Origin of the sequence: Paenibacillus sp. Root444D2, from assembly GCF_001426375.1 — a bacterium.
GTDB lineage: Bacteria > Bacillota > Bacilli > Paenibacillales > NBRC-103111 > Paenibacillus_E.
In genome coordinates this window covers 629,833-656,400 of the sequence record NZ_LMEO01000050.1, presented here as the reverse complement: position 1 = coordinate 656,400, position 26,568 = coordinate 629,833, and the positions used below count along the sequence as shown (strand labels likewise).

The window sequence follows — 26,568 nt, the reverse complement described above, 5'->3', positions numbered from 1 at the left end:
CAATTTCCGAAGAGGTCTAAAGACCGGAGCTAAATCCGACAGCATAATGGAATTAGTGAACGTTTTCAATTTCTGGCGGGGCTGAAATGTACAGATTTCATAACTTCGTTTTCGACCTCTCCCGAACAGAAATTCTTGATTGGGGATAAGTGCCACGCTGTTAGCGCAGCGATGATTAGCTTCAAACACAGAAATGGCCCATTTGCAATTTCTTCGGAATTGCAAATGGGCCATTTCTGTGTCTAAAAGAAAGCGTCTAACAATTAATGTATGCGCTTTAAAAAGTACAAGGAATCATGGAAAAGTGATATATGCGTTGAACATTACCTTTGTTAAGATGAATTCAGAAGGAGAGGAGATCTTATGTCAGAAGCTATCATAACAGTGCAAACGCAAACAAAGCAAAGAACCAAGAAAAAACTATTCTCGGATTTTAGAGAACATAAAACGTACTATTTCATGTTAACGCCTATGATCGTATTCTTTATTCTATTTGCATACCTACCGATGTTTGGTGTCTATTATGCCTTTGTGGACTATGATTTTAGCAAGGGAATTGCAAGTAAGTTTGTTTGGTTCAAAAACTTTGAGTTTTTGTTCCAAGGTGGTTTTAGTTCCATTATTTGGAAACTAACGAAAAACACAATTCTTTACAATATTGCTTTTATTGGATTGAACACTTTTTTTCAAATGTCTGTCGCTATTCTTCTCCGAGAGCTTACCTATAAGAAGTTTGTTAAGACTTCACAGACACTGATGTTTATGCCATATTTCGTTTCCATGGTTATTATTAGCTCCATTGTCTATAACCTCTTCAACTACGATTTTGGTGTAATTAACAGCGCTTTCAAGGCAATGGGTTTTGAAAAGTTTGACTTTTATGCTACACCAGCGGTATGGCCGTTCATTATCGTTGCCGTCGAGATTTGGAAGGGCTTAGGTTATGGGAGCGTTATTTACTTGGCATCCATCATGGGGATCGATGAAAGCATTTACGAGGCCGCTTATGTGGACGGTGCTTCCAAGTGGCAACGAATCATTCATATTACATTGCCACTGCTCAAACCAACCGTTATCGTACTGCTACTCTTCTCATTAGGGGGCATCATGCGTGGGCAATTTGACTTATTCTGGAATATTATTGGGCAAAATGGGTTCTTGTTGAATGCAACGGATATTATTGATACTTACGTATACCGCTCACTTACCGTCAACTTTAGTATGGGCTTAGGTACAGCTGCTGGATTGTTTCAATCGGTATTTGGCTTATTTGTAATCTTGACTGTTAATTATATTGTGAAAAAAGCAGATAACGAAAATGCGCTTTTCTAACTAGTTATTTTTTCAGATGAAAGGAGCTTATTATGGCTGAATTATCCATGAAAAAGCAAAAAAATACGATACAGCAGGATACAGGTACCAAAATTTTTAATGTGATCGCTGTCACGATAATTTCGTTCTTTGCCATCGTTTGTTTACTGCCATTTGTTCTCGTACTATCGGATTCTCTCAGCGATGAAAGTCAGGTCGCGATTAAGGAATCTTGTGAAATTAGGATAGTCCATCCACAACCGCGTTGATAAAATATGTTATAAACCATAATGAAAGCGGTTAAGATACATTTTTGTGGAAGCGCTTGCTGTCAGTCATTGCGCAAATTAAAGATTAATGGATATCTGGAGGCTATATGAACGATTTGATCATTTATGAAGCACCAAAAGGAGCGGTGGGTCGCGACGACTTTCAAGTACGCGTCCGTATTCCAGGCGAAGAGTGGCATGATTTGTTTGAGTATGAAGTGAAGGTTGATATGCATCAAGTACGCAAGGCATCTATGGTTTATTTCGATATGGAAGGTAGCGTTGAGGTGGAGGTTGAATGCAGAAAACAAACCGTAAAGCAGGTAGTCATTCGTCCGCTTTCAATTGCCATTCCTTTTGTGTGTGAAGGGAATCGTATTGCTTTTACTCTGGACCGCCCGCACAAGCTGTCAATCGAGGTAAACGGCGAGCGTTTCCATAATCTACATCTGTTTGCCAGCCCGCTCGAAGAACAGGCGCCGAAACCAAATGACCCCGACGTACTCTTGCTTAATCCTGCTATTCACCGGATGGAAGATATTTACCGGCTTGTGGCGACGCCGATTAACACAACCGGCCAGTTACCGAAGGTGATCTATTTTGCCCCTGGTATGCACTATTTGGAGGAAACGATCATGCGTATTCCATCCGGTACAACGGTTTATATTGCTGGGGGAGCGATTGTTGTCGGATCACTTGTATGTGACACGGTTGAAAATATCGTAATACGCGGAAGAGGTATCTTGTATTTGGCCGACTTTCATCGATTTTCCGCTTTTCGAGGCGTTCGAATTATCTTCTCGAAGAATGTCACGGTTGAAGGTATCATTCTGCTGGATCCCCCGCATTACAGCATTTATATCGAGCGATCAAAAGCTGTACGGATCGATAATTTTAAATCGTTCAGCACGCGAGGCTGGTCTGACGGCATCGATATCATGGCGAGTACCCAAATCGAGATCAATGACGTATTCCTTCGTACCTCCGATGACTGTATTGCGATTTACGGGACAAGATGGGACTACCATGGAGATACACGTCATATCCGCGTGCGCAACTCAGTGCTTTGGGCGGATGTCGCGCATCCGCTCAATATTGGGACGCATGGAGATCATTATCGGGATGGTGATGTTATTGAAGACATTCTTTTCGAAAATATCGATATCTTGGAGCATCATGAACCGCAGACTAATTATTGGGGGGCCTTGTCGATCAACGCTGGTGACAAGAATACGGTACGGAACGTGATCTATGATGACATCCGTGTAGAGGATTTTGAGTTGGGACAACTGGTTGACATTCGTGTTGTTTGGAACAAAGATTACAACCCTGTGCCTGGTCAAAGAATCGAAAATATTACGTTCCGGAACATTAGCTATAAAGGAGCGAACACCAATCCGAACCGGATTTATGGTTTTGATTCCGAACGGTTAGTAGATGGGATCAGCTTCATCAATCTGAGGATAAATGAGCAACTGATCCTTGAGCCGTCTCAGGGGAATTTCGATATCAATGGTTTTGCAAAGCGTATATCTTTCTCCGACGGGAGGAACGTATGAAGATGATTCAAAATCCAATATTACGAGGCTTTGACAGTATTGAAACATAAGCACCTTGTTGAAGGGTTATCCACGATCTTATAATTGAGCAGATTAATTCATTTTGGCTTGCCATCCGGGGGGATTTATTGGAGGATGAGTGGTTTCAGCTTCGCTGGTACTTCTCTAAGACGAACAGAACCAAAAAGAAGCAAACCGGCAGCAGTCCGGCTGCTTCTTTTTGATTTCCTGAACAACCTGCGTAGAGGGTTTATGAACTAAGCTTTATGGATCTAAGAATGCCATAAATACCATTCAAACCTCCAATGGGTACAAACTTGACCACAACCGATTCTTGATCTGATGCAATCATATCCGCAGGGATTTCAATTATTTTCTCATAAAAACCCCGAATTCTCTCATTCGGAGAGGTCTCGGTTATCAACAGTTTCCCGTCAATCCAGATTTCCAAGCTGCTGTCCTTGAGCCAATAGAAGAAGGTGACCGACAGACCGTTCTTTTGTCCGGACGATACCTTCAATTCATAACTGAACCACCCGTCAGGCTCCGCTCTTCTGCCATTCAGCCCCTCAAAGCTACCGGCATGCGTAAGCTCGCCTTTGACCTGATGCTCCAGCTCATATTGGTCATTGCCCACCTGCACACTGTCAATCGTAGTCTCTCTGATGAGCTGCTCCTTACGGTTCTTATCCAGATGCTCCCGTAAATCATCCGAACCGACCTCAACCAATTTCCAATAAATCCCGTATCTTTCATTATGCTGCTTATAGTGAGGCGTAAAGACCAGATGATCGTCCTCATCCGTATTTTGGAGCACAAAGGCTAATTCGCCGTTCTTGCGAACGAAATGCTGATCGAATCCGCCTAACCACTCCTGGACACTCATACCTTGAGGGGTGATAAAGTCTTTCACGAGCATTCGCTTGGTCGGAATACTTACGATAACGCCTGTCCTGGACTCGACCATATCGTCTTTGCCCAATGCGGCGCTTAGTACCACTGGACCGTACTTAAATCCGACCACATGCGGCGCATCCCTCAAAGAGGAGTAAGTGGCTTTCATCGGGATTTGGACATGAACGGTGTCGCCGTTCTTCCAAGCCCGTTCGATTAAAGCATAACCATTGCTTACCTGCGGTTGAACAGTTTTGCCATTCACAGCAACCGCCATTTCGCCTGCAGTCCAATAAGGCACACGCAGATAAATGGACAAATACTGCTCCTGCTGATCGGTGGTTTCAACGGACAAATGAACCGTATCGGTGAACGGAAGGTCGGTGGTTTGTATAATCTTCACCTTCTGTTCCGACCAATCCAACTGGCTGCTGACATATTGATTCACGTACAACCGCTGGTCCAGTTGGAAATAGATGCTATCGTTCAATTTCGTGAAGCTTTCCATGCCCGTGCCGGTACAGCACCAAAAATGCTCGAACGGCGAGCTGTAAACCTTGAAATAACCTGTTGCCATCGGCTGGAAATACATCGTCATCCCGGTGTCAGGATTCTGGGATGACAGAATGGCGTTCACATAGGTAGTCTCGTAAAAATCAGCGTATCTGACATCCTGAGTTAGCTTGAAAAGCTCCCTCGTCAGCTTCAGCATATTGTAGCTGTTGCAGGTTTCGCAAGTGATATCGCTGCGTTTGGCATCCAGAAGATCAGGCTCGCCAAAATGCTCGGATTCACTGTTTCCGCCTGTGATATAGCTGTGGTGATATACCACCATATCCCAGAATCTTGCGGCAGCCTCCCGGTAAAACACTTCGCTTTCTCCCAATGTCAGATAGCGATTCAAGGCTCCTATGAACTTGGGAATCATTGTGTTGGCATGTTTGCCTTTTAATATGTCTTTGCCTTCCCAGATTGCCTCAAATAAGCTAAGCTCATCAAACTGATGGGCCGCTTCCAAGTGGCGTTTATTCCCCGTCAATTTGAACAGGTCGTAGAGGCAATCGTTCATGCCGCCATATTCCACAGCCAGTACGGTAGCCTGCAATTCCTTGGACCATTTGGAGGTGCGGTACGCTACCCAATCCCCCAGTTTATTGACAACGTCATAGGCCGTTTGGATTCGTGTCCATTCGTAGACATCGATCAGACCTGCGATGATCTTGTGCATCGTATACCATGGAACCCAGGCTGGCTTCCTATTCTCTACATTCTCGAATAGCATCTCTGGAAACGCCGACATGTATCCGCTTTCCAGCTGACAGACGGCCAATTCAGCCACGATATACTCCAGCTTAGCAAGCAGTTCTGCGCTTTGATTCTGCGAATAAGCCTGTGCACAAGCGGTAAGATAGTGGCCTAAAGTGTGGCCTCTGATCTCCGTATTTTCCCATCCGGGATAGATCCGGGCCTTGGCCGGCAGACCTGCCACTTCACGGAAACCAACTAGCAGACGATCCGCATCATAGCTCGCCAAATAAGCCATTTCCTTCTCGAATGCATTCACATGATAGGCTCCGGTCAACTCTACCCGGTTCATGCCAATATCCTTCAGAACCACCATACTCGGCGCAGCTTCCTTCATATCCAATCCCTCCGTTAAATAGTAACGTTCTCCGATGGAGACTATATCAAGCTTAGCGTCTTCTACCGATAGGGTAAATAACATAAGGTTGGATTATGTGTCAAAAAGGAAGGGTTTCATCGCTTCGGCTTTACTGTCATCAATTTCTGAAACCTCATAGGACATGGAAATAACCCTATATTTCTGCTACTCTGTTCTTAAGCCAATTGTGAAAAAGTCTGAAAGGGCAGGGATCAGTAATATGGTATTGTATCAATTCCGTGTGGATGTACCGGTGGTCATGGATATGACAGGAAAATTTGTATCGCCGAATCCCGAGTGGAAGCACATGAACCGAGTATTGATGAATTACGAGTTATTCATTCAAACCCGCGGAACGATGTACATCTCATGCGGCATAGACCGCTTCGCCCTTAGGGAAGGGGAGTTCTTGATCATGCCTCCCCGCACCCAACAATATGGCTACCAAGAGTCCGATTGCAGCTTTTACTGGTTACATTTTTCAACATACGGGCATGAAACGTTCCATGAGGCCGCTCACGAGCATGTCTACGAACCGGGAATTATCGTCCTTCCCCAAACAGGTACGCTGCGCAGTCCCGAAAAGCTCATTGTGATGCTGAAGCAATTGCAGGATTCCATTCGCAGCTACAGGGAACAGACCTTAAACAATTACTTGACCACCAGTATTTTGTGCGAGATATACAACCAGATGTTTGTGGTCCCAAACCAATCTAAGAAACTGCTAAAACAGCAGCTTTACAATGATATTGTGGACTACATCAAATGGAACCGGCAAGAGAATATAAGAGTTACACAACTTGCTAAACATTTTGGATATAACGCCAAACATCTCTCCAGCATATTTTCTTCTATCGCGGGTGTTTCATTAAAACAATTCATCATGCAAGAAAAAATGGAGGCGGCTAAATTTCTGCTGACGGATACCAATCAAAAGATTAATGAGATTTCTATGCAGCTAGGTTTTCCAGATAGTCATTCATTTACCAAATCATTCAAGAAAATAACAAGCTTGACTCCTACGGATTACCGGAATGCTTACGTAAACCGATTACTTTATTATAAATAATGAATGACATCGCCAAAGGCCTGCAACGATTTGTTCTCTGAAATCTTCAAATGAAGAATGAATATCTTCCGGCCACACTAATGCGCCATATCGCTGGCTGACTGCCCAAGCGCAGCGCGAACCAGGTTTACGATATTGTCCTGTCCTTGTGCCTGCATTCCGTCATAAAAGGTATTGGAAGAGGGTCGAACTACCACTACGGTGAAAATTCTGGTATCTATTTACTTGAGGATTATTATCGTTTACTATTCAACATATAGGTGCTCCTCTCAAGGTTTATGGGTTTCTTCGCGGATACCATTATCCTTGGTTTGGCGCACTTTTTCAATTTTTTTCCAAATACAGAATGAAAAAAAGGATATATCACATGAAACGATCCTATTTGAAAAAACTTCCCATCACGGTTCAGTTATCTTTACTGGATTTATTAATTGTTATGGTTATGATTTCGATCATGGCTGTGAATTATTACCAAGCCGTCAATGTCGTAAAGAAGAATAACAGCGATTACATCAAAGGTGTTATATCGCAACTGAACCAGTCCATTTCTTCGAATAGTAATGATGTTAAAAGAATTATGGAAACGATTGCCTATAACGGACAAACCGTACAAAATTTTTTGTCTGAAAAAAATCCAGTCCAAAAGTTAGAAATGTTCAACCAGTTAAAAGCTTATTTGTCAGATATGAGGAAAATGAAAAAGGCTATTTTGGATATTGCACTGGTTGAAAATAACGGCGCCGTTTTCAACTTCCTGGCCAATTCGGCTCAAATTGAAGCAATTTCCAGGGAAATTCCGAGAGATAACTTGTCCTATTTTTTGGGGCTTAAAATGATCGATTTACCTTATACTACAACGCCGGTGTTGGTTGCGGGAGTGCCAATCTATTCAACAACTGATTTTGAGGCCGTCAATAGTGAACTTGGAACTCTGCTTTTGATAATCGACAATCGACTGCTCTTTGGCGACGGCAACCCGGTCAATTTACCCGAGGGTGCCTTAATCTACATGGCTGATCGTAACGGAAGGCTCTTCTATACGAATGATGATTCAAGTAAACTTGGGGAGCCGATTCCAAAAGATAGATTGTTGAATCATAACAGTCAATACATGATTCAGAGGGAAGCTATTCCGGATATGGACGGTGAAATTGTTATTGCCATGCCGAATCGTGTGCTCCTTCAAGGTCTTAATGTGATCCGTCAACAGCAGCTTATCATGGTTGCAATTGCACTCGTATTGATGATTATACCTCTTCTGTTCGTGAGCAATAACATTCTGCTGCCTTTGAAGAAGTTTATGAGGTTGATGGGAGAAGTGAGTCTCGGGGAAAAAAACCATCTCAGCAAACGAATCGATGTAGATGGTTATGCGGAAATGATTATTATGGCTTCACGTTTCAATGAAATGTTGGCGGAAATTGAGAAATTGACGGATCATTTGCTGGAAAGCAAGCGTGTCCTCTACGAGTCGGAGTTGATTAAACGGAGAGCGGAACTCAGCTTTTTGCAAAGCCAAATCAATCCGCATTTTTTATACAATACGCTGGAATCGATCAAAGGTCTTGCCGCTAGAGAGGGTTCTTCGAAAATATTTGAACTGACTAAGGCGCTAGCTATGTTTTTCCGTTACAGTATCAAGGGACCTGATATGATTTCCTTGGAAAGAGAATGGATCATCATAAAAAACTATATCTTCATTCATCAAATCCGATTTGGCGAACGCTTGCATGTGGAATACGATATTCCTACGGAATGCCTCGCATGTCTTGTCCCTAAAATGATCTTGCAGCCCATCGTGGAAAACGCCATCAAACATGGCATTGAACCGCTCAGACAAACTGGTGTGTTGGTGATAAAAGGCTATAGGGACGGGGAGAACCTGTATCTCTCCGTTAATGATAACGGTACAGGAATAGGTTTGGAACAGTTAGAGGAAATTAATAATACAATGGAATGCTTATCGCCAACAGATGGCCTTGATGGCGATTCCGTATCCGGCATCGGACTGGCAAATGTCCATAAAAGAATCCGCATGATTTTCGGAGAACCATACGGCATCAGGATGACGAGCGAGCTTGAAGGCGGAACAACGGTCTCGCTTACAATTCCGGTTAGGGGTGAAGGTCATGTATAAAGTTTTTATTGTGGATGACGAGGAACTGGTTATAGAAAGCTTGATAGCGACGGTGGATTGGAAGGGCTGCGGCTATGAAGTTGTCGGATATGCGCTCAGCGGGGAGGAGGCAGTGGAAGCTGTCAAACTTATTCAACCGGACGTGATTTTTTCCGATATCCGGATGCCCGGAATGAACGGGCTGGAACTGAAAAAACGATTGGACGATGCGGGTATATCCGCCAAATTTATAATCGTGAGCGGACTGGCGGAATTTGCTCTTGTGCAGAAAGCAATCCAGAATAACATATCCGGTTATTGCCTTAAACCTTTCGACGAGATGGAAATCATGGGGTATCTTAAAAAGATCAAGCGTGAATTAGACACCCTTCGTCTGTTGCCTGAAGGCGAAATACTTGATTTGATCGAGAACGGTACGCCAGAAGCAACCAGCAGATTGCAGCGTGAGTTAGCTTTGGCCGGCATGACAAGTTCCGGAAAAGAAGATTTGCGTATCATGCTTACAGTGAGAAGGGACAAGTTTCCGATCAATGAAAAAACACCTTGCATTACGTTGCGTATCGGTTATCGCAAGTTTATATACGTGATGGCTGACAGTGATGCGACCCAATTAATGACCCAATTTGCTTCTGAAAGTCGTCATTTCTTAAAAGGAATCGGGTTCAGCAAACGGGGGGGCGATACGGAAGGATTTACACAGGCAATCCAAGATGCAGAGCTTCAAGCCTATCAATATTTCACTTTAGCCGAAATCTTCACATGGGAAGGATCATGGAAAACCAATGACACGAAGTCGGCATTTGCAGTGCCGACAGACGGAAATAACCAGACGTTCAACGCACATATGGATTCCTTGTTATCCATGTTCCAGAGCGGCCTTCTGAATATCCGGCATGCCCTGTTGTTGTATAACGATTGCATTACGCAGTTAAGTCGAAAAGGTATGGATTCGGACGATTTATACCTCTATTCTTTCGAACACTTGGCAGATCAGTTTGAGGATGTCCGGGATATGATCGATTATTTAAAGGGATTGTTCCGGGGGGAGCAGACCGATCAACAGCATGTTTCCATGCAGTCTGGACGCATTCATACATTCTCTGCCATACTGGAATACATCAACGAGCACTTTGGCGAGGACATTACAATACAGGGCTTAAGTAAACAATTCAACTTAAACTCGAATTATATCTCGCAATTATTCAGAAAAGAACTGGATAAAACCTTTACCGAGCACTTAACCGGTCTTAGAATGAAACGCGCTTCGGAGTTGCTCAGAACTACCTCCATTCCAATCAACGATATAGCGGACCAGGTAGGATACCAAGATTATTTTTATTTCAGTAAAATGTTCAAAAAAATGATGGGCATTCCACCAAGAAGCTATCGTTACGACCAAAGTCAGAACGGCTATATTTCCGGCTCCTAATTAACGGAGGCCGTTTTTTTTTTTTTTTTTTTTTTTTTGTATTCCTTATCGATAACTTGTACTTGAATTAGGTGCAAGACAATTTCTCCTCGAATTCGACATAAAGTTACATGAAAAATACAAGAATAACACTAATTTAACGACATACCCCTATGGAAGCGTTTCCTTTACAATAGATTTATAGACGAGATAGGAGGCAAGAGGGGTATGCAACAGACAGTAACGCAGACAAAATACAAAAGGCACCGAAGGGCGGAAGTCATCCGTCGCCGCTGGCAGGAAGTCGTCCGACATAAGTACTTTTACTTGATGGTATTCCCAACGGTGCTGTTCTTTCTGATCTTCGCGTATGTGCCTATGTACGGCGTGATCTTGGCTTTTAAGGACTTCAATTATTCTCTGGGCATCATGAACAGTCCCTGGAATAACTTTCAAAACTTTCGGGATGTGCTGGGCGATCAGAAATTCCTGCATGCGTTCAACAACACCTTGTTGATTAGCTTCGGGCGTTTGCTTATCGAATTTCCGATTCCGATCTTGCTGGCGATTCTGCTGAATGAAATGCGACACAGAAAATTAAAGCGGATCTATCAAACCGTATTTACGTTTCCGCATTTCATCAGCTGGGTCGTGTTAAGCGGAATCATAACGAGTATCCTGAACGATCAGGGTGTGCTGAATCAGATCCTGCAGCTATTCGGATGGGGAAAAAACACGATCCTGGTCCACGACGGAAGTTTTCTGGCGCTGCTGTTCACGTCGAACATATGGAAAGAAGCAGGCTGGTCCTCCATTATTTATCTGGCAGCCATCGCGGGTATCAATCCCGAGCTTTATGAGGCGGCGGCCATCGACGGCGCAACCCGTTATCAGCAAATGAAGGCCATTACATGGCCGGTGATTCGTACCACGGCAGCTATTCTGCTTATTCTGGCAGTCGGCGGTATTATGAATGGCGGGTTCGACCAGATCTTCAATTTGTATAACCCGGCCGTTTATGAACGCGCAGATATTCTCGATACCTACGTGTATCGCAGCGCTTTTGTAGACTCAACGGGGTTCGGCTACTCCACAACGGTCGGTTTGCTGAAATCCGTCATCAATTGCTTGCTACTGTTTGGAGCTAACTATTTTGTGAAGCATGTTCTGAAGGAGGAGGGTCTCTAATGAAGCGTTTATCGGTTTCCAATGCGCTGATCACGCTCTTCCTGGGGCTGTGCGCGATTGCGGCTGTATTCCCATTCTATCAAACGCTCGTTCAGTCCTTGTCTTCCATAGCAGACAGGAATGCGGGACGCGTCATGTTATTTCCGAGTTCCATTGATTTCTCTTCATATCAATACATTTTTTCACAAGGGAAAGTAGTCGATGGCTTGCTTGTATCGGTCTTCGTGACTGTGTTTGGCACCTTGGTAAATCTGGTGATGACGTCAACAGGCGCTTACGCGTTATCTAAGAAGTCGATGCCGGGGCGAAACTTGATCATGACTTGCATCATCTTTACATTATTTTTTTCAGGCGGTCTCATTCCTTTTTATTTGACGATTCAGAATCTTCACTTGCAGAATAATATTCTTGTTATGATATTGCCGGCGGCTGTAAACGCATTCAACTTAATCCTGATGATTAATTTCTTCGGAAAAGTCAATCCTGCGCTTGAGGAGTCGGCAAAAATCGACGGTGCTAATGATCTGAGTATCCTCATTCGCATAGTCATACCTGTTTCGTTGCCGATCATGGCGACCATGTCATTGTTTTATGCGGTTGAACGTTGGAATGAATGGTGGCTTCCCTATTTGTTTATCAACGATATCAACTTACACCCGCTACAGCTTGTGTTAAGAGACGCGATCACAGATCTGAGTCAGTCGCTCAATGGGTTGGGCAGTCAGTATGCCTCAGCAGCTCAAACCGTTTATGTGGATTCGGTAAAGTCTGCGTTGATCATCATATCCGCCATACCGATCTTGATGATGTATCCATTCGTGCAGAAACACTTCAATGCGGGAATCACGCTCGGTTCCGTAAAAGAATGATAATAGTGGCTTCGGCCGTTATTATATATATCCTAGCTTCAAATAAACAAGGAGGGTTTACGAAATGAAGGTCAAACAAAAAGCACTGGTATGCTCGGCTTTGCTTATGCTCGCAGGGACGGCGCTGTCCGCCTGCGGTAAAGCGGAGAACAAGCCAAACACATCCCCGAGCGCAACGGCGGGGGCGTCACAGAAGTCAGATGAATCAGCATTGAGCAAGCCATTGGAGCTTAGTGTTGCAGTATGGGACATCCAGACGGGCTTTGATGCTCCGAAAGCAAAGGATGATATAATTTACAACGATTTGACCAAGAAATTCAACATCACGATCAAACCCGTTCAGATTACCTGGAACGACTGGCAGGAGAAGGCAAAGGTATGGGCCGCATCCAAGCAGCTTCCCGATATGTTCGCCGACGATGTTGATTTGGGGTTGTACCAAACTTGGGCCAAGCAAGGCGTCATCAAGCCGCTTCCCGACGATCTGAGCCCGTATCCGAATTTGAAAAAGCTCTTTTCCAGTCCAGCTGTGGAACCGGCCTTGCGGCCGTTAAAAGTGGATGGGAAATATTATGCGGTTCCGCGTTTTGGCGGTGAGGATATCGGCGATGCCAGGCTGACCAGGCCCATCCGTTATCGGAAGGATTGGGCGGAGGAAGCCGGATTTACTAAGGATCCGGCAAGCTTTGACGAATTCTTGGCCATGACCAAAGCAGTCATACAGAAACACCCCGGTGTCACCGGTTTGACGATTAATAATAAAGGCTATCTGTTAACGCAATTCTTGGGAAGCTTCCCCGAAATGATGAATAACTGGACCCAGGAAAACGGCAAGTGGATTCCCTCTTTCACGTCCGAGAAAGCCTATCCGGGTATCAAGCAGCTTCGTACGCTCTATTCGGAAGGTATTCTTGACAAGGACTTTGCCATCCAGAAAGACGCCGACGGCACCAACAAGTTTTTGTCCGGCCAAAGCTTTGCGCTTTATGGCATGGAAGGCGTGAGTGATGAACAAGTATCCGCATTCAAAAAAGCGAATCCTGGCGTCAGCCCTTCGAAAGCAATGGGTTATTTGAACATCTGGCCTGCGGCCGACGGAAAACGCTATACGCCTGCGGGCGCGCCTTTCTGGTCCAATACGTTTTTCGCCAGTACCATTAGCGATGATAAATTCAAACGTTCTCTCCAAGTGTTGGATTACATGATGTCTGATGAGTATAGAGTCCTGGGCATTAATGGAATCGAAAATGTCGATTTTAAAGTGGACAATGGACAATACGTTTCCCTGCTGAAAGCCGGTGAAACGCTTGCCGACAAATACCCGATCACGTCAAAACTGGTTTTTCTTGCCGCATGGGATCCCCTCCTGTATAAGGGCAAAAAAGTGGTAAGCTCCGATCCTGAAGGAGCCGCACTGCTGAAGCTGCAAATTGAAACGTGGAATCGCTATAAACAAGAAAATACGCTGATCCCAGTCAACTTTGATTTAGATGCGATCTCGACCCCAGCTAAAAATAAGCTTGCGGCTCAGGGCCAAGATATCCTGAATGACATCTTTAAAGTGATTTTGGGCAAAGGTGACCCGATTGCCCAGTGGAAAGAAATTGTTAAGAGTTACGACTCCAAAGGTGTGCCTGAAGCCATCAAAGAAGTTAACGATGAGGTAGCCAAGAGAGGTATCAAGTAACAACCAAGGTTCCATTGCAGTGCAACGACGCGAGGAAGCTTCCGAACGATATCTACTATGTTCGTGAGCTTCCTTCGCGTGAACTAAACATGAAGTACTTTGTGCTTTTCACTAGTGTAAGGGGGGATTAACAAACAGTAGCTTATCAATGCTTACGATTTAAAAATTTCAAAAAAAGAAGGAGCTGCAAGAATGAGTAAAAATCCGTTATTTAACAGAAGTAAAACAAGGTCTAAAGTGTTATCTTTTCTACTTGCGTTTGTAATCGCTTTCGTTCCGATGGTGTTTAACTTTCCGGCATCCGTTCAAGCGGCTACGACATTAAAGACTTATCCAGCCCCGGCGGGTATTCCCATGAACACCACCTATACCGTGCAAGTACGGGTTCCAGGCGGAACCTGGCAGAACGTGGACGTGTATAATACGACAGTTGGAGTTACTCCCGCCTCTAATGCTTCCATTGCTTATTTCGATACGGACGGTCCGGTCGATCTTTCGATAACCTACAATTCCGGAACGGTTACATCGGCTGCCATCCATCCTACGAGCGCCGGGCTTACGCCTGCCGTCACCGGCAATACGATGACATTCTCCATATCCGGCCCTACGAAGCTCTCGGTGGAGGTGAATGGGAATGTCAACACTAATCTTCACCTTTTTGTAAATCCGTTGGAGGTCAATCCTCCCAGCCCTACGGACCCGAATGTCATTTATCTTGGCCCCGGTGTGCATAACCAGAGCTACGTAGTACCCAGCGACAAGACGCTTTACCTTGCCGGCGGTGGGGTCATCAACGGGAATGTAAGTTTCCTAAGTGCTAATAATGCCAAGTTCATAGGCCGTGGAATGCTGAGTCGTCCCAATTATGGAGGTCTGGTGATCAACTTTTCGAATAATATCACCGTCGATGGCATCATAGTGAACGATTACGGCAACGCTGGCAGCGGCGGCACTGGCGCCAATATCGGAAATTCCAGCAATGTTTTGTTAAACAACGTCAAATGGTTCAGCTACAAGAAATGGACCGACGGTCTTAATGTATACGGTTCCAACAATGTAACGATCAATGACGCCTTTTACCGCACCGGCGATGACGCCATCGCGCTCTACGGCACGCGCCAAGGCGGGGGAGAAAGCTTTTGGGGAAATACCCAGAATGTCACAGTCTCCAACAGTATTCTGATGCCGGACGTTGCCCATGCCATCAACATCGGCACTCACGGTGATCCGACGGCTCCCGGCGGCGGCGTTGTGATGGATAATCTCAGGTTTGAGAATATTGACATTCTGACGCATAATACCTTAAGCTGCAGCCGTGCGTTGAACATTGCAATAATAAGCGGCGACGGCAACCTGATCACCAATACGACTTTCGACAATATCCGGGTCGAAGATGGTTGTGCACACAAGCTTGTTGAAATGGGTATCGTCGATAATGGCTGGACGACCGGCCCGGGTCGTGGAATTAAAAATGTCTATTTCAAGGATGTATCCTATACCGGTACGAATACCGACAGTTCCACAATTTACGGCTGGAATTCCTCCCGTCTGGCCCAGGATATCACGTTTGAGAATTTGAAAATTAACGGGAATGTAATTTCGAATGCCGCCGCAGGAAATATTACGGTCGGCAACTATACCAGCAACGTGAACTTCATCGCTTCCGGAGGTACACCTCCTGCGGTGACGCCTTTCCCTCCTGTCACGCCACTCAATCTGGCGTTGAACAAGAGCGCAAGTAGCGATAGCTCGCAGGCAGGAAATCCGGCTTCCAACGGGAATGACAACAACATCTCGACCCGTTGGTCAGCGAATGATGGAAATTCCGGCCATTCATGGACGGTAGACCTTGGCTCCAGCATGAGAATTCCTACCGGTACCCAAGTGAAGTGGGAACAGAGCGGCAAAGTGTATAAGTACAAGATTGAAACCTCCAATGATAATACCAACTGGACCATGAAAGTCGATAAGACCGCCAATACGAGCACGAACCAAACGCAAGCCGATAACTTCCAGGCAAACGCCCGGTATGTCAAAATTACTGTGACTGGTCTGGAAAGCGGTGTGTGGGCAAGCTTCTACGATTTCAAGGTACTCGGAGAACAATGGAATCTGGCGATGGGCAAGACCGCAAGTAGCGATAGTACGATGTCAGGCTTTCCGGTTTCCAATGCGGCAGACGGCAACCAAATGACTAGCTGGAGCGCGAATGACGGAAACACCGGACATTATGTGAAGGTTGACCTTGGCTATGTCAAGAAGATCACCCATGGCACCCAGGTGTTGTGGCCGACTAGCGGCTCCGTCTATCAGTATAAGGTCGAAACATCAATAGATAACACCAACTGGACCCAAGTCGTTGACAAGACGACGAATACGAGTACGGATCAGGTTCAGAACGATTACTTTTCAGCGAACGCCCGGTATGTCCGAATTACGGTTACCGGACTGCCAAGCGGCGCTAACGCTGCTATAAGCGATCTCAAGGTATTCGGAGACCCGACCGATCTGGCGATCGGCAAGACCTCAACGGCGGATAGCTCTGCGGCAGGAAATTCCGCCTCCAATGGGAACGACGGGGACACGATGACGGCATGGAGTGCAGCTGATACGTTAACCGGCCATACGTGGACGGTAGACCTTGGCAGAAGCTTGACGATCAATAACGGTACTCAGGTAATGTGGGCACAGGACGGTCAAGCATATAAGTATACCCTTGATGTGTCCAATGATAATGTTAACTGGACCACAAAAATCAACAAGACCGGCAATAGCAACAACAGCCAGGTTCAGACCGATTACTTTGTTGCAAATGCCCGATATGTCCGTGTTAGCGTGACCGGACTGCCAAGCGGCGCTACGGCCAGCATCCGTGATTTTAAGGTATTCGGAGACACTGGCGATACCATGACTATGGCGAACCTGCCGTTTGACGAGACCAGCGGAACGATCGCATTTGATGCGACGAGCAACGGCTGGAATGGCACATTGGTTGGCGGCGCGAGTCGTGTAGCCGGCAAAAACGGCAACGCTGTAGACCTGAGCGGAACGACTCAATATGTCGCTCTTCCGTCAGGCGTCGTATCCGGCAACGACACGATCACCTTGGCTGCTTGGGTGAATCTGGATACGGTGAGCAACTGGGCGCGGATCTTCGATTTCGGTTCCGGTTCGGCTACCAATATGTTCCTCACACCGAGAAGTGACAAAGGCAAAATACGTTTTGCAATCAAGAACAACGGCTCAGCTGAACAAATCATTGACGGACAGGCGGCGCTGCCGACCGGGGGCTGGCACCATGTAGCGGTTACCTTGAACGGCTCGACGGGCATCCTCTACGTTGACGGTGTTCAAGTAGGCAGCAATACCGCAATGACCCTGAAGCCGTCCACTCTGGGAGTCACCACGCAAAACTGGATCGGCCGCTCGCAATACACCAACGACCCTTATCTCGATGGACGGGTGGATGACTTCCGGATCTATAATAGCGCTATGACCGCATCGCAAGTGATGCATCTCGTGAATGGGCAAACCTTGTTTCCGGTGGCGGAGCTTCCGTTTAACGAAACGACAGGAACGACGGCCTCCGATGTGACCGGCAACGGCTGGAACGGCACCTTGACAGGCGGCGCCAGCTTGGTAGCCGGCTATAAGGGCAACGCTGTAGACCTGAATGGCACTGATGGCTATGTCACCCTGCCGTCAGGCGTTGTTTCCGGCGATAACGCGGTTACCGTAACCGCTTGGGTATATTTGGACACCAGTACCAAATGGGCGCGGATCTTCGACTTCGGTTCCGATACGTCCCACTACATGTTCCTGACGCCGCAAAACGATTCAAACGGCTTCATCCGTTTTGGGATCAAAAACGGCGGGACGGAGCAAAAGTTCGACGGGACTGTGACGCTGCCTACAGGTGGCTGGCATCATGTTGCCGTATCCTTGAACGGTTCTACTGGAACACTTTATGTCGATGGCCAGCAAGTAGGCAGCGGCAACATCAACATCAAACCGTCACAACTCGGCATTACCACGCAGAATCGGATCGGCCGATCGCAATTCAACGATCCTTATCTCGACGGTCGGGTTGACGACTTCCGCATCTACAATAGTGCTTTAAACGCTCAGGAAGTATCGGCTGTGATGAACGAGTAGATTGCAGCGACAGTGAATGAACCAGCGGAAGTCCGGAACATGCACGTCGTGTTCCGGACTTTCCGTCATTTGTTCGGCGGTGGAGCTTTATTCTGATCCGTTGAATGATACTTATGACGAATGTGTCGGAAATTGTGTAGAGTTGCGTGAGAAGTTCCAGCACATCAAGAGTGAGGGGGGCTATGATGTGAGATTCTGTTTGTACGATGAACAAAAGGCATCTGTTCTTTCCGTCATGGACAAACTTGGGGATGCAATCAAGACAACGGTGCAAGAACGCGCGAAAACGAGCGTGAGAATTTACCCTCTACTTACTCGTGAGGAGTATGAAGCTTACCCACAGTCATTTCGCGGGGTTGTGAATGGACGTTATTATCTGCTGTACTCTCTGAACGAAGACATGGAGAGCACGTACGATCAGATAATTATTGACTGAAACATATAATGTTCTTTTAGAATGGAAAGGATGATTCTGTTATGGAAGATAACTACAATCTGTTATCGAAGAAGGGAGCTTGGGGAGATCAGGGGGACGGCACTTATGTCAATCCTGTCTTGCCGGGAGATTATAGCGATCCGGATGTGATTAGAGTCGGAGATGATTATTACGGTATCTCCTCTACTTTGCATTGCTCTCCGGGGATGGCGATACTGCATTCCAAAGATCTTGTTAATTGGAGAATGATCGGGCATGTTGTGGATGATTTGACGAGTATCGGCCCTGAATATAACTACAATCGAATGAACCGTTATGGCAGAGGAGTCTGGGCGGGCGCGATCCGATTCCACAAGGATAAATATTGGGTGTATTTTTTCACGCCCGATGAAGGATTGTTTATGAGCACGGCTGCCGATCCAGCGGGACCTTGGGAACCGCTTCATCAAGTTTGGGAGGTTAGCGGCTGGGACGACTGCTGTCCGTTTTGGGACGATGACGGACAAGGCTACTTTGTTGCCACTAATTTTGCCGATAACTATAATATCCATTTATTTAAATTAAGTGAAGACGGCAAAGAACTATTGCATGACAGCGATACGATTATTCATCAGCACAAAGGGAGCGAAGCCAATAAGCTCTATAAAATAAACGGAACCTACTATTTTTTCCACAGCGAGGTTCGCTGTGAGGAAGGCATTGAAGTCAGAGTCGTCATGATGTTAAGGGCGAAACATATTTATGGGCCCTACGAGGAGAAGGAGATTATCCATACGCATGGCAAGGATGTAGACCGGGAGCCGAATCAAGGTGGACTTGTCCAGACCGTTTCCGGTGATTGGTATTTTATTTCGCATCAAGGAACGGGCGAGTACGAGGGGAGACCGCTTCACTTGCTGCCCGTAACGTGGATTGACGGATGGCCGATCATCGGAAACGATACGGACGGTGACGGAATCGGGGAGATGGTATGGGGAGGCAGGAAGCCCATAAGCGGACATCCCGTAACGGTTCTTTCCACAAACGACGATTTTGACAGAGCGGTGCTTGAGCCGCATTGGGAATGGAACCATCAGCCGCGAGCCGACAAATGGTCGTTAACGGAAAGGACCGGTTATTTGCGTCTAAACGCATGCCAACCCATCGATAAGGACAATTTCTTTACCGTATGCAACATAATTTCGCAAAGAGCGTTTAGAACGGTTCACAATGAGGTAACCGTTAAAATAGAGATCAGCGGCATGGCAGACGGGCAAGAAGCGGGGCTTTGCCATTTTGCACAAACCTATTGCATGATTGGCGTACACCAACAGAATGGGACAAGGGTTCTGAAATTTAACCATTCGGGAACGATGGAATGGGGACCGGAATTATCAGGTTGCACCCTATGGTTAAGGTCTGTGTGGAACTTAGACGGAATCAGCCAGTTCGAATATAGCGTCGATGGGGATCATTTCACGAGCTTTGGAGGCGCCTATCAGCTGGGGTGGGGGAATTATAGGGGAGATCGGATCGGGTTATACAGCTATAACTGCGAGAGTGAACAGGGTTATATTGATGTAGACCAATTTTGTTATGAGATTGCAGGAGAAATGTAACCATGACGAACACACACTGGAGGCTATGATGAAAACGCCATTGTATCGAGACCCTATTTATGACGGAGCAGCGGATCCGGTCGTTATTTGGAACAGAGAAGCCAAGGAATGGTGGATGATTTACACAAACCGCAGGGCAACGGTGGAAGATCGTCGATTTGCCTGGGTGCACGGCACTGATCTCGGTGTTGCTTCATCCAAAGATGGGAACGATTGGGTTTACCGGGGAACACTCCCGGGGCTGGACATCGAGTGGGGAAGAAATACATTCTGGGCGCCTGAGATTTACTGGCATGAAGGCATTTACCATATGTATGTCACTTATATTCAAGGGGTACCTGAGGATTGGGTAGGTCGGGCGGACATGCTCCATTATACAAGTCCAGATCTCCTCAATTGGACGTTTCAGTCCAGGCTGGATATCAGCGAGACAAATATTATAGATGCTTGTATTTACCGTCTCCCTAACGGCCTGTTCAGAATGTGGTTCAAAGAAGACAACAACACCTACGCCGCCGACAGCAAGGATCTATACCATTGGGAACGTGTAGGGCTGATTATTGAGGGACGGGGACATGAAGGGCCTAATGTCTTTCAGTTCAAAGAATATTATTGGTTAATCGTGGACGAGTGGAGAGGGCAAGGTGTATACCGATCGGATGATTTGATCAACTGGGAACGGAACGGCCTCATTCTCGATCAGCCAGGCACGAGGGAAGATGACGGCACGATTGGCTTGCATGCGGATGTAGTCTGCTCAGGGGACGAAGCCTATATCTTTTATTTCACCCATCCGGAGAGATTAACCGGGCAAGAGCCTCCTTCCTACACCTACGGAACACGGCGTTCCTCCATACAAGTAGCCCAATTGGACGTTGTTGACGGTAAGCTGGTATGCGACCGAGACCGGCCGTTTGAACTGAAGCTCATGCCTCCAACCTGCGAGTAAGCAAACCTGAGATCATTTCGATTATTCGGTATGAACAACGAGTGAAATTCTGAAATAGAAGGAAAGGAAATCACTATGAATATACAGTTTCATGCCCCAGCCGTTTATTGGACGGAAGCCCTTCCCGTTGGAAACGGAAGACTTGGCGCGATGATATTTGGCGGAGTTGAGAAAGAACGCATTGCATTGAATGAGGACACGCTATGGTCCGGTTACCCTAAAGATTGGAATAATCCGGGGGCCAAAGACGTGTTGCCGAAGGTGAGAGAGATTATTGCCCAAGAGAACTATGAGGAAGCGGATCGACTCTGCAAGGAAATGATGGGTCCCTATACGCAATCCTATTTGCCTTTCGGAGACTTGCGTTTCGTGATGCATCATGGCGATGTGAACCACCAATACAGCAGGAAGCTTGATCTGTCAACCGGCATCGTGACGGTTACCTATAACGTTAGCGACGTTCAGTATACCCGAGAAACATTCGCTTCTTATCCCGATCAATCCATTGTCGTGCGTCTGACGTCGAGCAAGGAAGGGATGCTCGATTTTCGGGCCTGGCTGGACAGTCCCATTCATTATGCATCGTCCTTTGATGCCGATCAAAAACAATATATGATATCCGGTACAGCTCCTGAGCAAGTATGGCCCAGCTACTACAACTCGGAAAATCCCATTGTTTACGGTGCGCCTGAGTCATCAAAAGCTTTGAAGTTCCACGGCGGATTGGCTGTGGTGCATGAAGGCGGGACGTTGAAGGTTAATGCAGACGGCTTGCATGTTGTCGGAGCGACCAGCGCGACCTTGTTTTTCAGTGCAGCCACCTCCTTTGACGCAAGCATGGGCGCGAGCCATTCCGAACGGGATCTGCGGAAAATCACAACGGATGCCATCCAGGCTGTTAGCAGTATGACGTATGAGGAGATTCGAAACCGGCATCTTGACGATCATCGCAAGCTGTTTGACAGAGTTGCCTTGTCTTTGGGAGAGTCCAAAGCTCCCTCCGATATGCCGACCGATCGGCGAATTGCTGAATATGGCAGCAGCGATCCGGGGCTGGTGGAGCTCTTGTTCCATTATGGCCGGTACCTGATGATTGCAAGCTCCCGCCCGGGAACCCAGTCTGCCAATCTGCAAGGCATATGGAATGAGGAAACGAGAGCGCCATGGAGCAGCAACCACACGCTTAATATCAATGCCGAGATGAACTACTGGCCGGCAGAGTCTTGCAATATGGCGGAATTGCATGAGCCGTTGTTTGAATTTATCCGCAGATTGGCATGCAATGGAAAGGAGACGGCGGAAACGAATTATGGCGCAAGAGGGTGGGTGGCACACCATAATTCGGATCTTTGGGCCCAAACGGCGCCGGTTGGCGATTATGGCGATGGAGACCCGGCATGGGCGTACTGGCCGATGGGAGGCGTATGGCTGACCCAGCATTTATGGGAGCATTATGCTTTCAGCGGGGATGAAGCATTTTTACGGGAAACCGCGTACCCTATCATGAAGGAAGCAGCGTTATTCTGTCTGGATTGGCTCATGGAAGATCAAGACGGTTATTTGATTACTTCGCCTTCCACCTCTCCAGAGCTGAAATTCCGGGTTGGCGATAAGTGCCATTCCGTAAGTGCGTCGGCGACCATGGATCTGTCTCTGATCGGCGAATGTTTCGACAACTGCATCAAGTCTGCGGAGCTGCTTGGGATTGATGAAGATTTTGCAAAGACACTGGCAGTGAAGAAGCAAAAGCTTTTGCCGCTTCAAATCGGCAAGCACGGTCGATTGCAGGAATGGTTCCAAGATTTCGAGGAGGAGGATGCCCATCATCGTCACGTCTCTCATCTTGTCGGGGTTTATCCGGGGCGTCTGATTACGGAGCAGTCTGCTCCCGATCTGTTCCGAGCTGCGAAGACATCGCTTGAAATAAGGGGGGACGGGGGAACGGGCTGGAGTCTGGGCTGGAAAATCGGCCTATGGGCCAGATTCAAGGACGGCAACCGCGCTGAGCGGTTAATCTCGAATTTACTGTCGCTCGTTAAGGGAGAAGATTCGATTCATCGTGGCCGAGGCGGTGTTTACGCCAATCTATTCGACGCGCATCCTCCTTTCCAAATCGACGGAAACTTTGCCGCCACAGCGGGGATTTCAGAGATGCTGCTGCAATCGCATCAAGGCTGCTTGGAACTCCTGCCGGCGTTGCCCGATGCCTGGAAGGACGGATATGTCAAAGGCTTGCGGGGCAGAGGGGGGTATGTGGTCGATCTTGAGTGGGAGAATGGCGTATTGTCAAAGGCGGAAATCGCCGTTTCCATAACACAGACCTGCAAAGTCCTCGCCAAGCAAAAGGTCAGAATTACGCAGGATGGCGAAGAAGTTGCTTATTCTGTTATGGGGAACGGATGCATCGGGTTCCATGTTGAAAGCGGTAAACGTTACGTGGTATCGACCGTTTGAAGACTTTTGTCTTTAAACCCACACAGACAGACATCATATCCATAAAGGGGAGGACTTTATTTTGACAGTACATAACAGCCAATATTCAGGTTACCTTTTGGTACATTTTATCGGGGAGCAGCTTGAGGGTGAACAGGTCTATTTCTCTTATAGTGAGGACGGCTTGCATTGGAAAGACCTGAACGCGAGCTTACCGGTTCTACGTTCGGAACTAGGGGAAAAGGGCGTGAGGGATCCGTTTATCGTGCGCTCGCCTAAGGAGGACAAGTTTTATCTAATTGCCACGGATCTCCGCATTGCAAACGGAAAAGGCTGGGACACTGCGGTGAATGCTGGAAGCCGGGACATTATCGTATGGGAATCCGCTGATCTGGTGCACTGGTCTTCATCGTGGGCAGTCACGCTTGGCGTACCGGGTGCCGGCTGCGTCTGGGCGCCGGAGGCCATTTATGACGAAGCCGCGGACGAATTCCTGGTGTTCTGGGCCTCCGCGACGCAGGAGCCGCAGGAAATAGAGCGGAAACAAAAGATCTATAGTGCCCGTACCAGGGATTTCCGCAGCTTCACAGCGCCTGAAAAGTATATTGAACGGGATAACCATATCATTGATACCACGATCATTGCCCATAATGGTACCTACTACCGTTATTCCAAGGATGAAACGACTAAGAATATCCGGGTCGAAAAAGGCACATCACTGGAAAAAGACTCTTTTACCAATCTGTCCGCTCCTGCTTTGGAGGAATTGTTAGGTGTGGAAGGGCCGCAAATTTTCAAGCTGAACGACCGCGAGGAGTGGTGCCTTATTGTGGATCGCTTTGCGGAAGGAAAGGGCTACCTCCCCTTGCTGACCTCCGACCTTGAAAGCGGTGAATTCCGGGTTCTGCCGGAAGGGTCGTTCAATTTGGGGAAAACCAAGAAGCGCCACGGCGGAGTCCTCCCTATTACCGCTGAGGAATGCAGCCGCCTTCTGGCAGTGTTTGGCGACGGCCATCAGGTGCTGCCCGGACAATTCGCTGACCCGGATCTTGTGAAGTTCGGCGACTGCTATTACCTTTATCCCACAACCGACGGCTTCACGGGCTGGTCGGGCACGCAATTTCATGCGTTTTCTTCGGCTGACATGCGCATTTGGAAAGACGAAGGCGTGATTTTGGATCTTGCGACGGAAGATGTACCCTGGGCTGTCGGCAGCGCATGGGCACCAGCCATCGCCATAAAAAATGGTAAATATTACTATTATTTCTGCGGCAAAATGGAAAGCGGAGAGTGCGCCATAGGTGTTGCGGTTGCCGAGACTCCGGCAGGCCCATTTCGCGCGCAGCCGCAGCCGCTTATTACCATGGAACAGATGAAGCGTCTTGGTATCGCCATGGGCCAGACCATTGATCCATCCGTCTTTACCCAGGATGACGGTACGGCTTACATGCTGTTTGGAAATGCACACCCTGCAATCGTACAGCTCGGCGAAGATATGGTAAGCGTCATTGAGGATACGATGAAGAATCTTGCCGGACTGCACGACTTCCGGGAGGCGGTCACCGTTCTGAGGCGCGGCGGGCAGTATCACTTCACTTGGTCCTGCGATGACACCGGCAGCGAGGATTACCACGTGAACTATGGCACGGCGGAGCATCTTTACGGTCCAGTAACTTACCGCTACCCGGTTCTTGTCAAAAATAAGGAAAAGGATATGCTCGGCACCGCTCATCATTCGATTCTCCAGGAGCCGGGCACCGATAAGTATTGGATTGCGTATCACCGGTTTGTAACGCCGCTGACCCGGTTTACACAAGGAAAAGGCTATCACCGCGAAGTCTGCATAGACCCCCTCACCTTCGGCGAAGATGGGCTGATGCAACAGGTGAAACTGTAGAGGATGCTATGTAGCCCTAACCCAAGTATTCAGGCGTAATAGGAAAGGTTCGCTTTCGTGCCGCTTCTCTCCTTTATCGGGAACGAGGCGGTTCTTTATATGTTACAGGTGCATCTACAGAAAAGTAGAAACGGGAGGTTGAAGCAAGAAATGTTATAGGGGCTTTGAAAATGATCTGGGGGAATCGTATGTACGCTTTTTGCAACAACCAACGTATTTATCTTCCGTTCAGACTGTACGCAACCCAGATGAGCCCTGTTGCCTTAGTGCACAGGTTTTTTTTGAAAATTACAAGGAATAAGGGAAAAGTGATATATACGCACAACCGCTGGCATTGTTAAAATTATATTAAAGTAAGCGCTTACCAGAATGAGACAACTGGATAACAGATCATGAAGAGATCAGTCCGGGAATGGCAATAATAATCAATCAGGAAATTACTAAGAAGAAACAAATACAAGAAACAATCACCATGCGAGGAGGTTAAGAAGATAAATTTTTAAACAATTTAGAAAGCAATTACTCTTATTCTAGCAACAGCATCACCAGTAAAACCCCACCCATATATGATCAATTAGATTGATATATTTGTTAATCTACGCGGTCCTTGGGTGGAAACTGTAAATGTATTATAGTAATCCCCAAGAATATGCAGAATAACGCCATCAATTTTAAAATGGGAATGGAGATCGCATATGAAAATTAAGGTAAAAAAATTGTTATCATGTATAACAACAATTGTAATGATAACACAGCTATGTTTAACCGTTTTGCCGGTTGCCGTTAAGGCAGAAACAACTTCGATTTTTACAGATTATCTGCCAACGATTACAGAGGTAACCGATGAAGCCGGGTTTACACATCCTGGTGTAGGACTCACCAAAGAGCTTCTTGAAAACGTTAGAACGAAGGTAAGGGCAGGAGCAGATCCTTGGAATTACTATTTTAGCGGAAAATTTTATAAATGAGAGGAATCTTCTCTAAATACATAGTAGCGCAGCGATGATAATCTAAACAAGAGAAACATTATGACATTAAGGGGATGA

Annotated in this window: 19 protein-coding genes; 16 read left to right on the top strand and 3 right to left on the bottom strand. The window is 46.8% G+C overall.

What is annotated here, in order from left to right:
* Positions 1–363: 363 nt before the first annotated feature.
* The 3 genes from ASD40_RS30325 to ASD40_RS30315 all read left to right on the top strand — a co-directional run bounded on the left by ASD40_RS30325 (position 364) and on the right by ASD40_RS30315 (position 3,139).
* A complete protein-coding gene (locus ASD40_RS30325) occupies positions 364–1,332 on the top strand; it encodes an ABC transporter permease (RefSeq protein WP_082562554.1) in 969 nt (322 codons plus the stop codon).
* A gap of 32 nt (positions 1,333–1,364) precedes the next feature.
* Positions 1,365–1,580, top strand: coding sequence for a hypothetical protein (locus tag ASD40_RS30320; protein ID WP_057306844.1), 216 nt, complete (start codon positions 1,365–1,367; stop codon positions 1,578–1,580).
* Between the two features lie 107 nt (positions 1,581–1,687).
* Complete coding sequence (locus ASD40_RS30315; protein WP_057306843.1) at positions 1,688–3,139, top strand: glycosyl hydrolase family 28 protein; 1,452 nt, start codon at positions 1,688–1,690, stop codon at positions 3,137–3,139.
* Between the two features lie 250 nt (positions 3,140–3,389).
* Here the strand turns inward: ASD40_RS30315 and ASD40_RS30310 are convergent, their stop codons facing one another.
* A complete protein-coding gene (locus ASD40_RS30310; protein ID WP_057306842.1) occupies positions 3,390–5,675 on the bottom strand; it encodes a beta-L-arabinofuranosidase domain-containing protein in 2,286 nt (761 codons plus the stop codon).
* Between the two features lie 241 nt (positions 5,676–5,916).
* Between ASD40_RS30310 and ASD40_RS30305 the strand changes: the two genes are divergently transcribed.
* The 6 genes from ASD40_RS30305 (at position 5,917) to ASD40_RS30280 (ending at position 14,054) form a co-directional block, all read left to right on the top strand.
* Positions 5,917–6,765 (top strand): helix-turn-helix transcriptional regulator, encoded by an 849-nt coding sequence (locus tag ASD40_RS30305; RefSeq protein ID WP_057306841.1) that lies wholly within the window; start codon positions 5,917–5,919, stop codon positions 6,763–6,765.
* A gap of 367 nt (positions 6,766–7,132) precedes the next feature.
* Complete coding sequence (locus ASD40_RS30300; RefSeq protein WP_057306840.1) at positions 7,133–8,902, top strand: sensor histidine kinase; 1,770 nt, start codon at positions 7,133–7,135, stop codon at positions 8,900–8,902.
* Complete coding sequence (locus ASD40_RS30295) at positions 8,895–10,331, top strand: response regulator (protein WP_057306839.1); 1,437 nt, start codon at positions 8,895–8,897, stop codon at positions 10,329–10,331. Before ASD40_RS30300 ends, ASD40_RS30295 begins: the two co-directional genes overlap by 8 nt.
* 207 nt (positions 10,332–10,538) lie before the next feature.
* The gene (locus ASD40_RS30290; RefSeq protein ID WP_057306838.1) at positions 10,539–11,498 is read left to right on the top strand and encodes an ABC transporter permease; all 960 of its coding nucleotides are present in this window, start codon (positions 10,539–10,541) and stop codon (positions 11,496–11,498) included.
* Complete coding sequence (locus ASD40_RS30285; RefSeq protein WP_057306837.1) at positions 11,498–12,367, top strand: carbohydrate ABC transporter permease; 870 nt, start codon at positions 11,498–11,500, stop codon at positions 12,365–12,367. The genes ASD40_RS30290 and ASD40_RS30285 overlap by 1 nt, the downstream gene beginning before the upstream one ends.
* 64 nt (positions 12,368–12,431) lie before the next feature.
* On the top strand, positions 12,432–14,054 hold the full coding sequence (locus ASD40_RS30280; RefSeq protein WP_057306836.1) for an extracellular solute-binding protein: 1,623 nt from the start codon (positions 12,432–12,434) through the stop codon (positions 14,052–14,054).
* 503 nt (positions 14,055–14,557) lie between these two features.
* On the opposite strand, the gene ASD40_RS38895 is transcribed toward ASD40_RS30280, so the two are convergent.
* Positions 14,558–14,695, bottom strand: a complete 138-nt coding sequence (locus tag ASD40_RS38895; protein ID WP_235549444.1) for a hypothetical protein — start codon at positions 14,693–14,695, stop codon at positions 14,558–14,560.
* A 346-nt stretch (positions 14,696–15,041) separates the two neighbouring features.
* A complete protein-coding gene (locus ASD40_RS38890) occupies positions 15,042–15,350 on the bottom strand; it encodes a hypothetical protein (RefSeq protein ID WP_235549443.1) in 309 nt (102 codons plus the stop codon).
* A gap of 426 nt (positions 15,351–15,776) precedes the next feature.
* On the opposite strand from ASD40_RS38890, the gene ASD40_RS38885 reads away from it, so the two are divergent.
* The 7 genes from ASD40_RS38885 (at position 15,777) to ASD40_RS30245 (ending at position 26,490) form a co-directional block, all read left to right on the top strand.
* Positions 15,777–18,209, top strand: coding sequence for a LamG-like jellyroll fold domain-containing protein (locus ASD40_RS38885; protein WP_235549442.1), 2,433 nt, complete (start codon positions 15,777–15,779; stop codon positions 18,207–18,209).
* 187 nt (positions 18,210–18,396) lie between these two features.
* Complete coding sequence (locus ASD40_RS30270) at positions 18,397–18,645, top strand: hypothetical protein (protein WP_057306834.1); 249 nt, start codon at positions 18,397–18,399, stop codon at positions 18,643–18,645.
* A gap of 41 nt (positions 18,646–18,686) precedes the next feature.
* A complete protein-coding gene (locus ASD40_RS30265) occupies positions 18,687–20,243 on the top strand; it encodes a glycoside hydrolase family 43 protein (protein WP_156390240.1) in 1,557 nt (518 codons plus the stop codon).
* Positions 20,244–20,268: 25 nt separating this feature from the next.
* On the top strand, positions 20,269–21,192 hold the full coding sequence (locus tag ASD40_RS30260; protein WP_235549441.1) for a glycosyl hydrolase: 924 nt from the start codon (positions 20,269–20,271) through the stop codon (positions 21,190–21,192).
* Between the two features lie 75 nt (positions 21,193–21,267).
* Positions 21,268–23,646 (top strand): glycosyl hydrolase family 95 catalytic domain-containing protein, encoded by a 2,379-nt coding sequence (locus ASD40_RS30255; RefSeq protein WP_057306832.1) that lies wholly within the window; start codon positions 21,268–21,270, stop codon positions 23,644–23,646.
* A 61-nt stretch (positions 23,647–23,707) separates the two neighbouring features.
* Complete coding sequence (locus ASD40_RS30250; protein WP_057306831.1) at positions 23,708–25,522, top strand: family 43 glycosylhydrolase; 1,815 nt, start codon at positions 23,708–23,710, stop codon at positions 25,520–25,522.
* Between the two features lie 695 nt (positions 25,523–26,217).
* Positions 26,218–26,490: a hypothetical protein gene (locus ASD40_RS30245; protein ID WP_057306830.1), complete on the top strand. Its 273-nt coding sequence runs from the start codon at positions 26,218–26,220 to the stop codon at positions 26,488–26,490.
* Positions 26,491–26,568: the final 78 nt, after the last annotated feature.

Coding starts and splice junctions, on each gene's coding strand:
- ASD40_RS30310 (WP_057306842.1), bottom strand. CDS start 5,675: ATGAAGGAAGCTGCGCCGAGTATGGTGGTTCTGAAGGATATTGGCATG.
- ASD40_RS30325 (WP_082562554.1), top strand. CDS start 364: ATGTCAGAAGCTATCATAACAGTGCAAACGCAAACAAAGCAAAGAACC.
- ASD40_RS30260 (WP_235549441.1), top strand. CDS start 20,269: ATGATGAAAACGCCATTGTATCGAGACCCTATTTATGACGGAGCAGCG.
- ASD40_RS30295 (WP_057306839.1), top strand. CDS start 8,895: ATGTATAAAGTTTTTATTGTGGATGACGAGGAACTGGTTATAGAAAGC.
- ASD40_RS30280 (WP_057306836.1), top strand. CDS start 12,432: ATGAAGGTCAAACAAAAAGCACTGGTATGCTCGGCTTTGCTTATGCTC.
- ASD40_RS38890 (WP_235549443.1), bottom strand. CDS start 15,350: ATGCGTCAGAATGTCAATATTCTCAAACCTGAGATTATCCATCACAAC.
- ASD40_RS30315 (WP_057306843.1), top strand. CDS start 1,688: ATGAACGATTTGATCATTTATGAAGCACCAAAAGGAGCGGTGGGTCGC.
- ASD40_RS30265 (WP_156390240.1), top strand. CDS start 18,687: ATGGAAGATAACTACAATCTGTTATCGAAGAAGGGAGCTTGGGGAGAT.
- ASD40_RS30300 (WP_057306840.1), top strand. CDS start 7,133: ATGAAACGATCCTATTTGAAAAAACTTCCCATCACGGTTCAGTTATCT.
- ASD40_RS30305 (WP_057306841.1), top strand. CDS start 5,917: ATGGTATTGTATCAATTCCGTGTGGATGTACCGGTGGTCATGGATATG.
- ASD40_RS30290 (WP_057306838.1), top strand. CDS start 10,539: ATGCAACAGACAGTAACGCAGACAAAATACAAAAGGCACCGAAGGGCG.
- ASD40_RS30245 (WP_057306830.1), top strand. CDS start 26,218: ATGAAAATTAAGGTAAAAAAATTGTTATCATGTATAACAACAATTGTA.
- ASD40_RS30285 (WP_057306837.1), top strand. CDS start 11,498: ATGAAGCGTTTATCGGTTTCCAATGCGCTGATCACGCTCTTCCTGGGG.
- ASD40_RS30320 (WP_057306844.1), top strand. CDS start 1,365: ATGGCTGAATTATCCATGAAAAAGCAAAAAAATACGATACAGCAGGAT.
- ASD40_RS30255 (WP_057306832.1), top strand. CDS start 21,268: ATGAATATACAGTTTCATGCCCCAGCCGTTTATTGGACGGAAGCCCTT.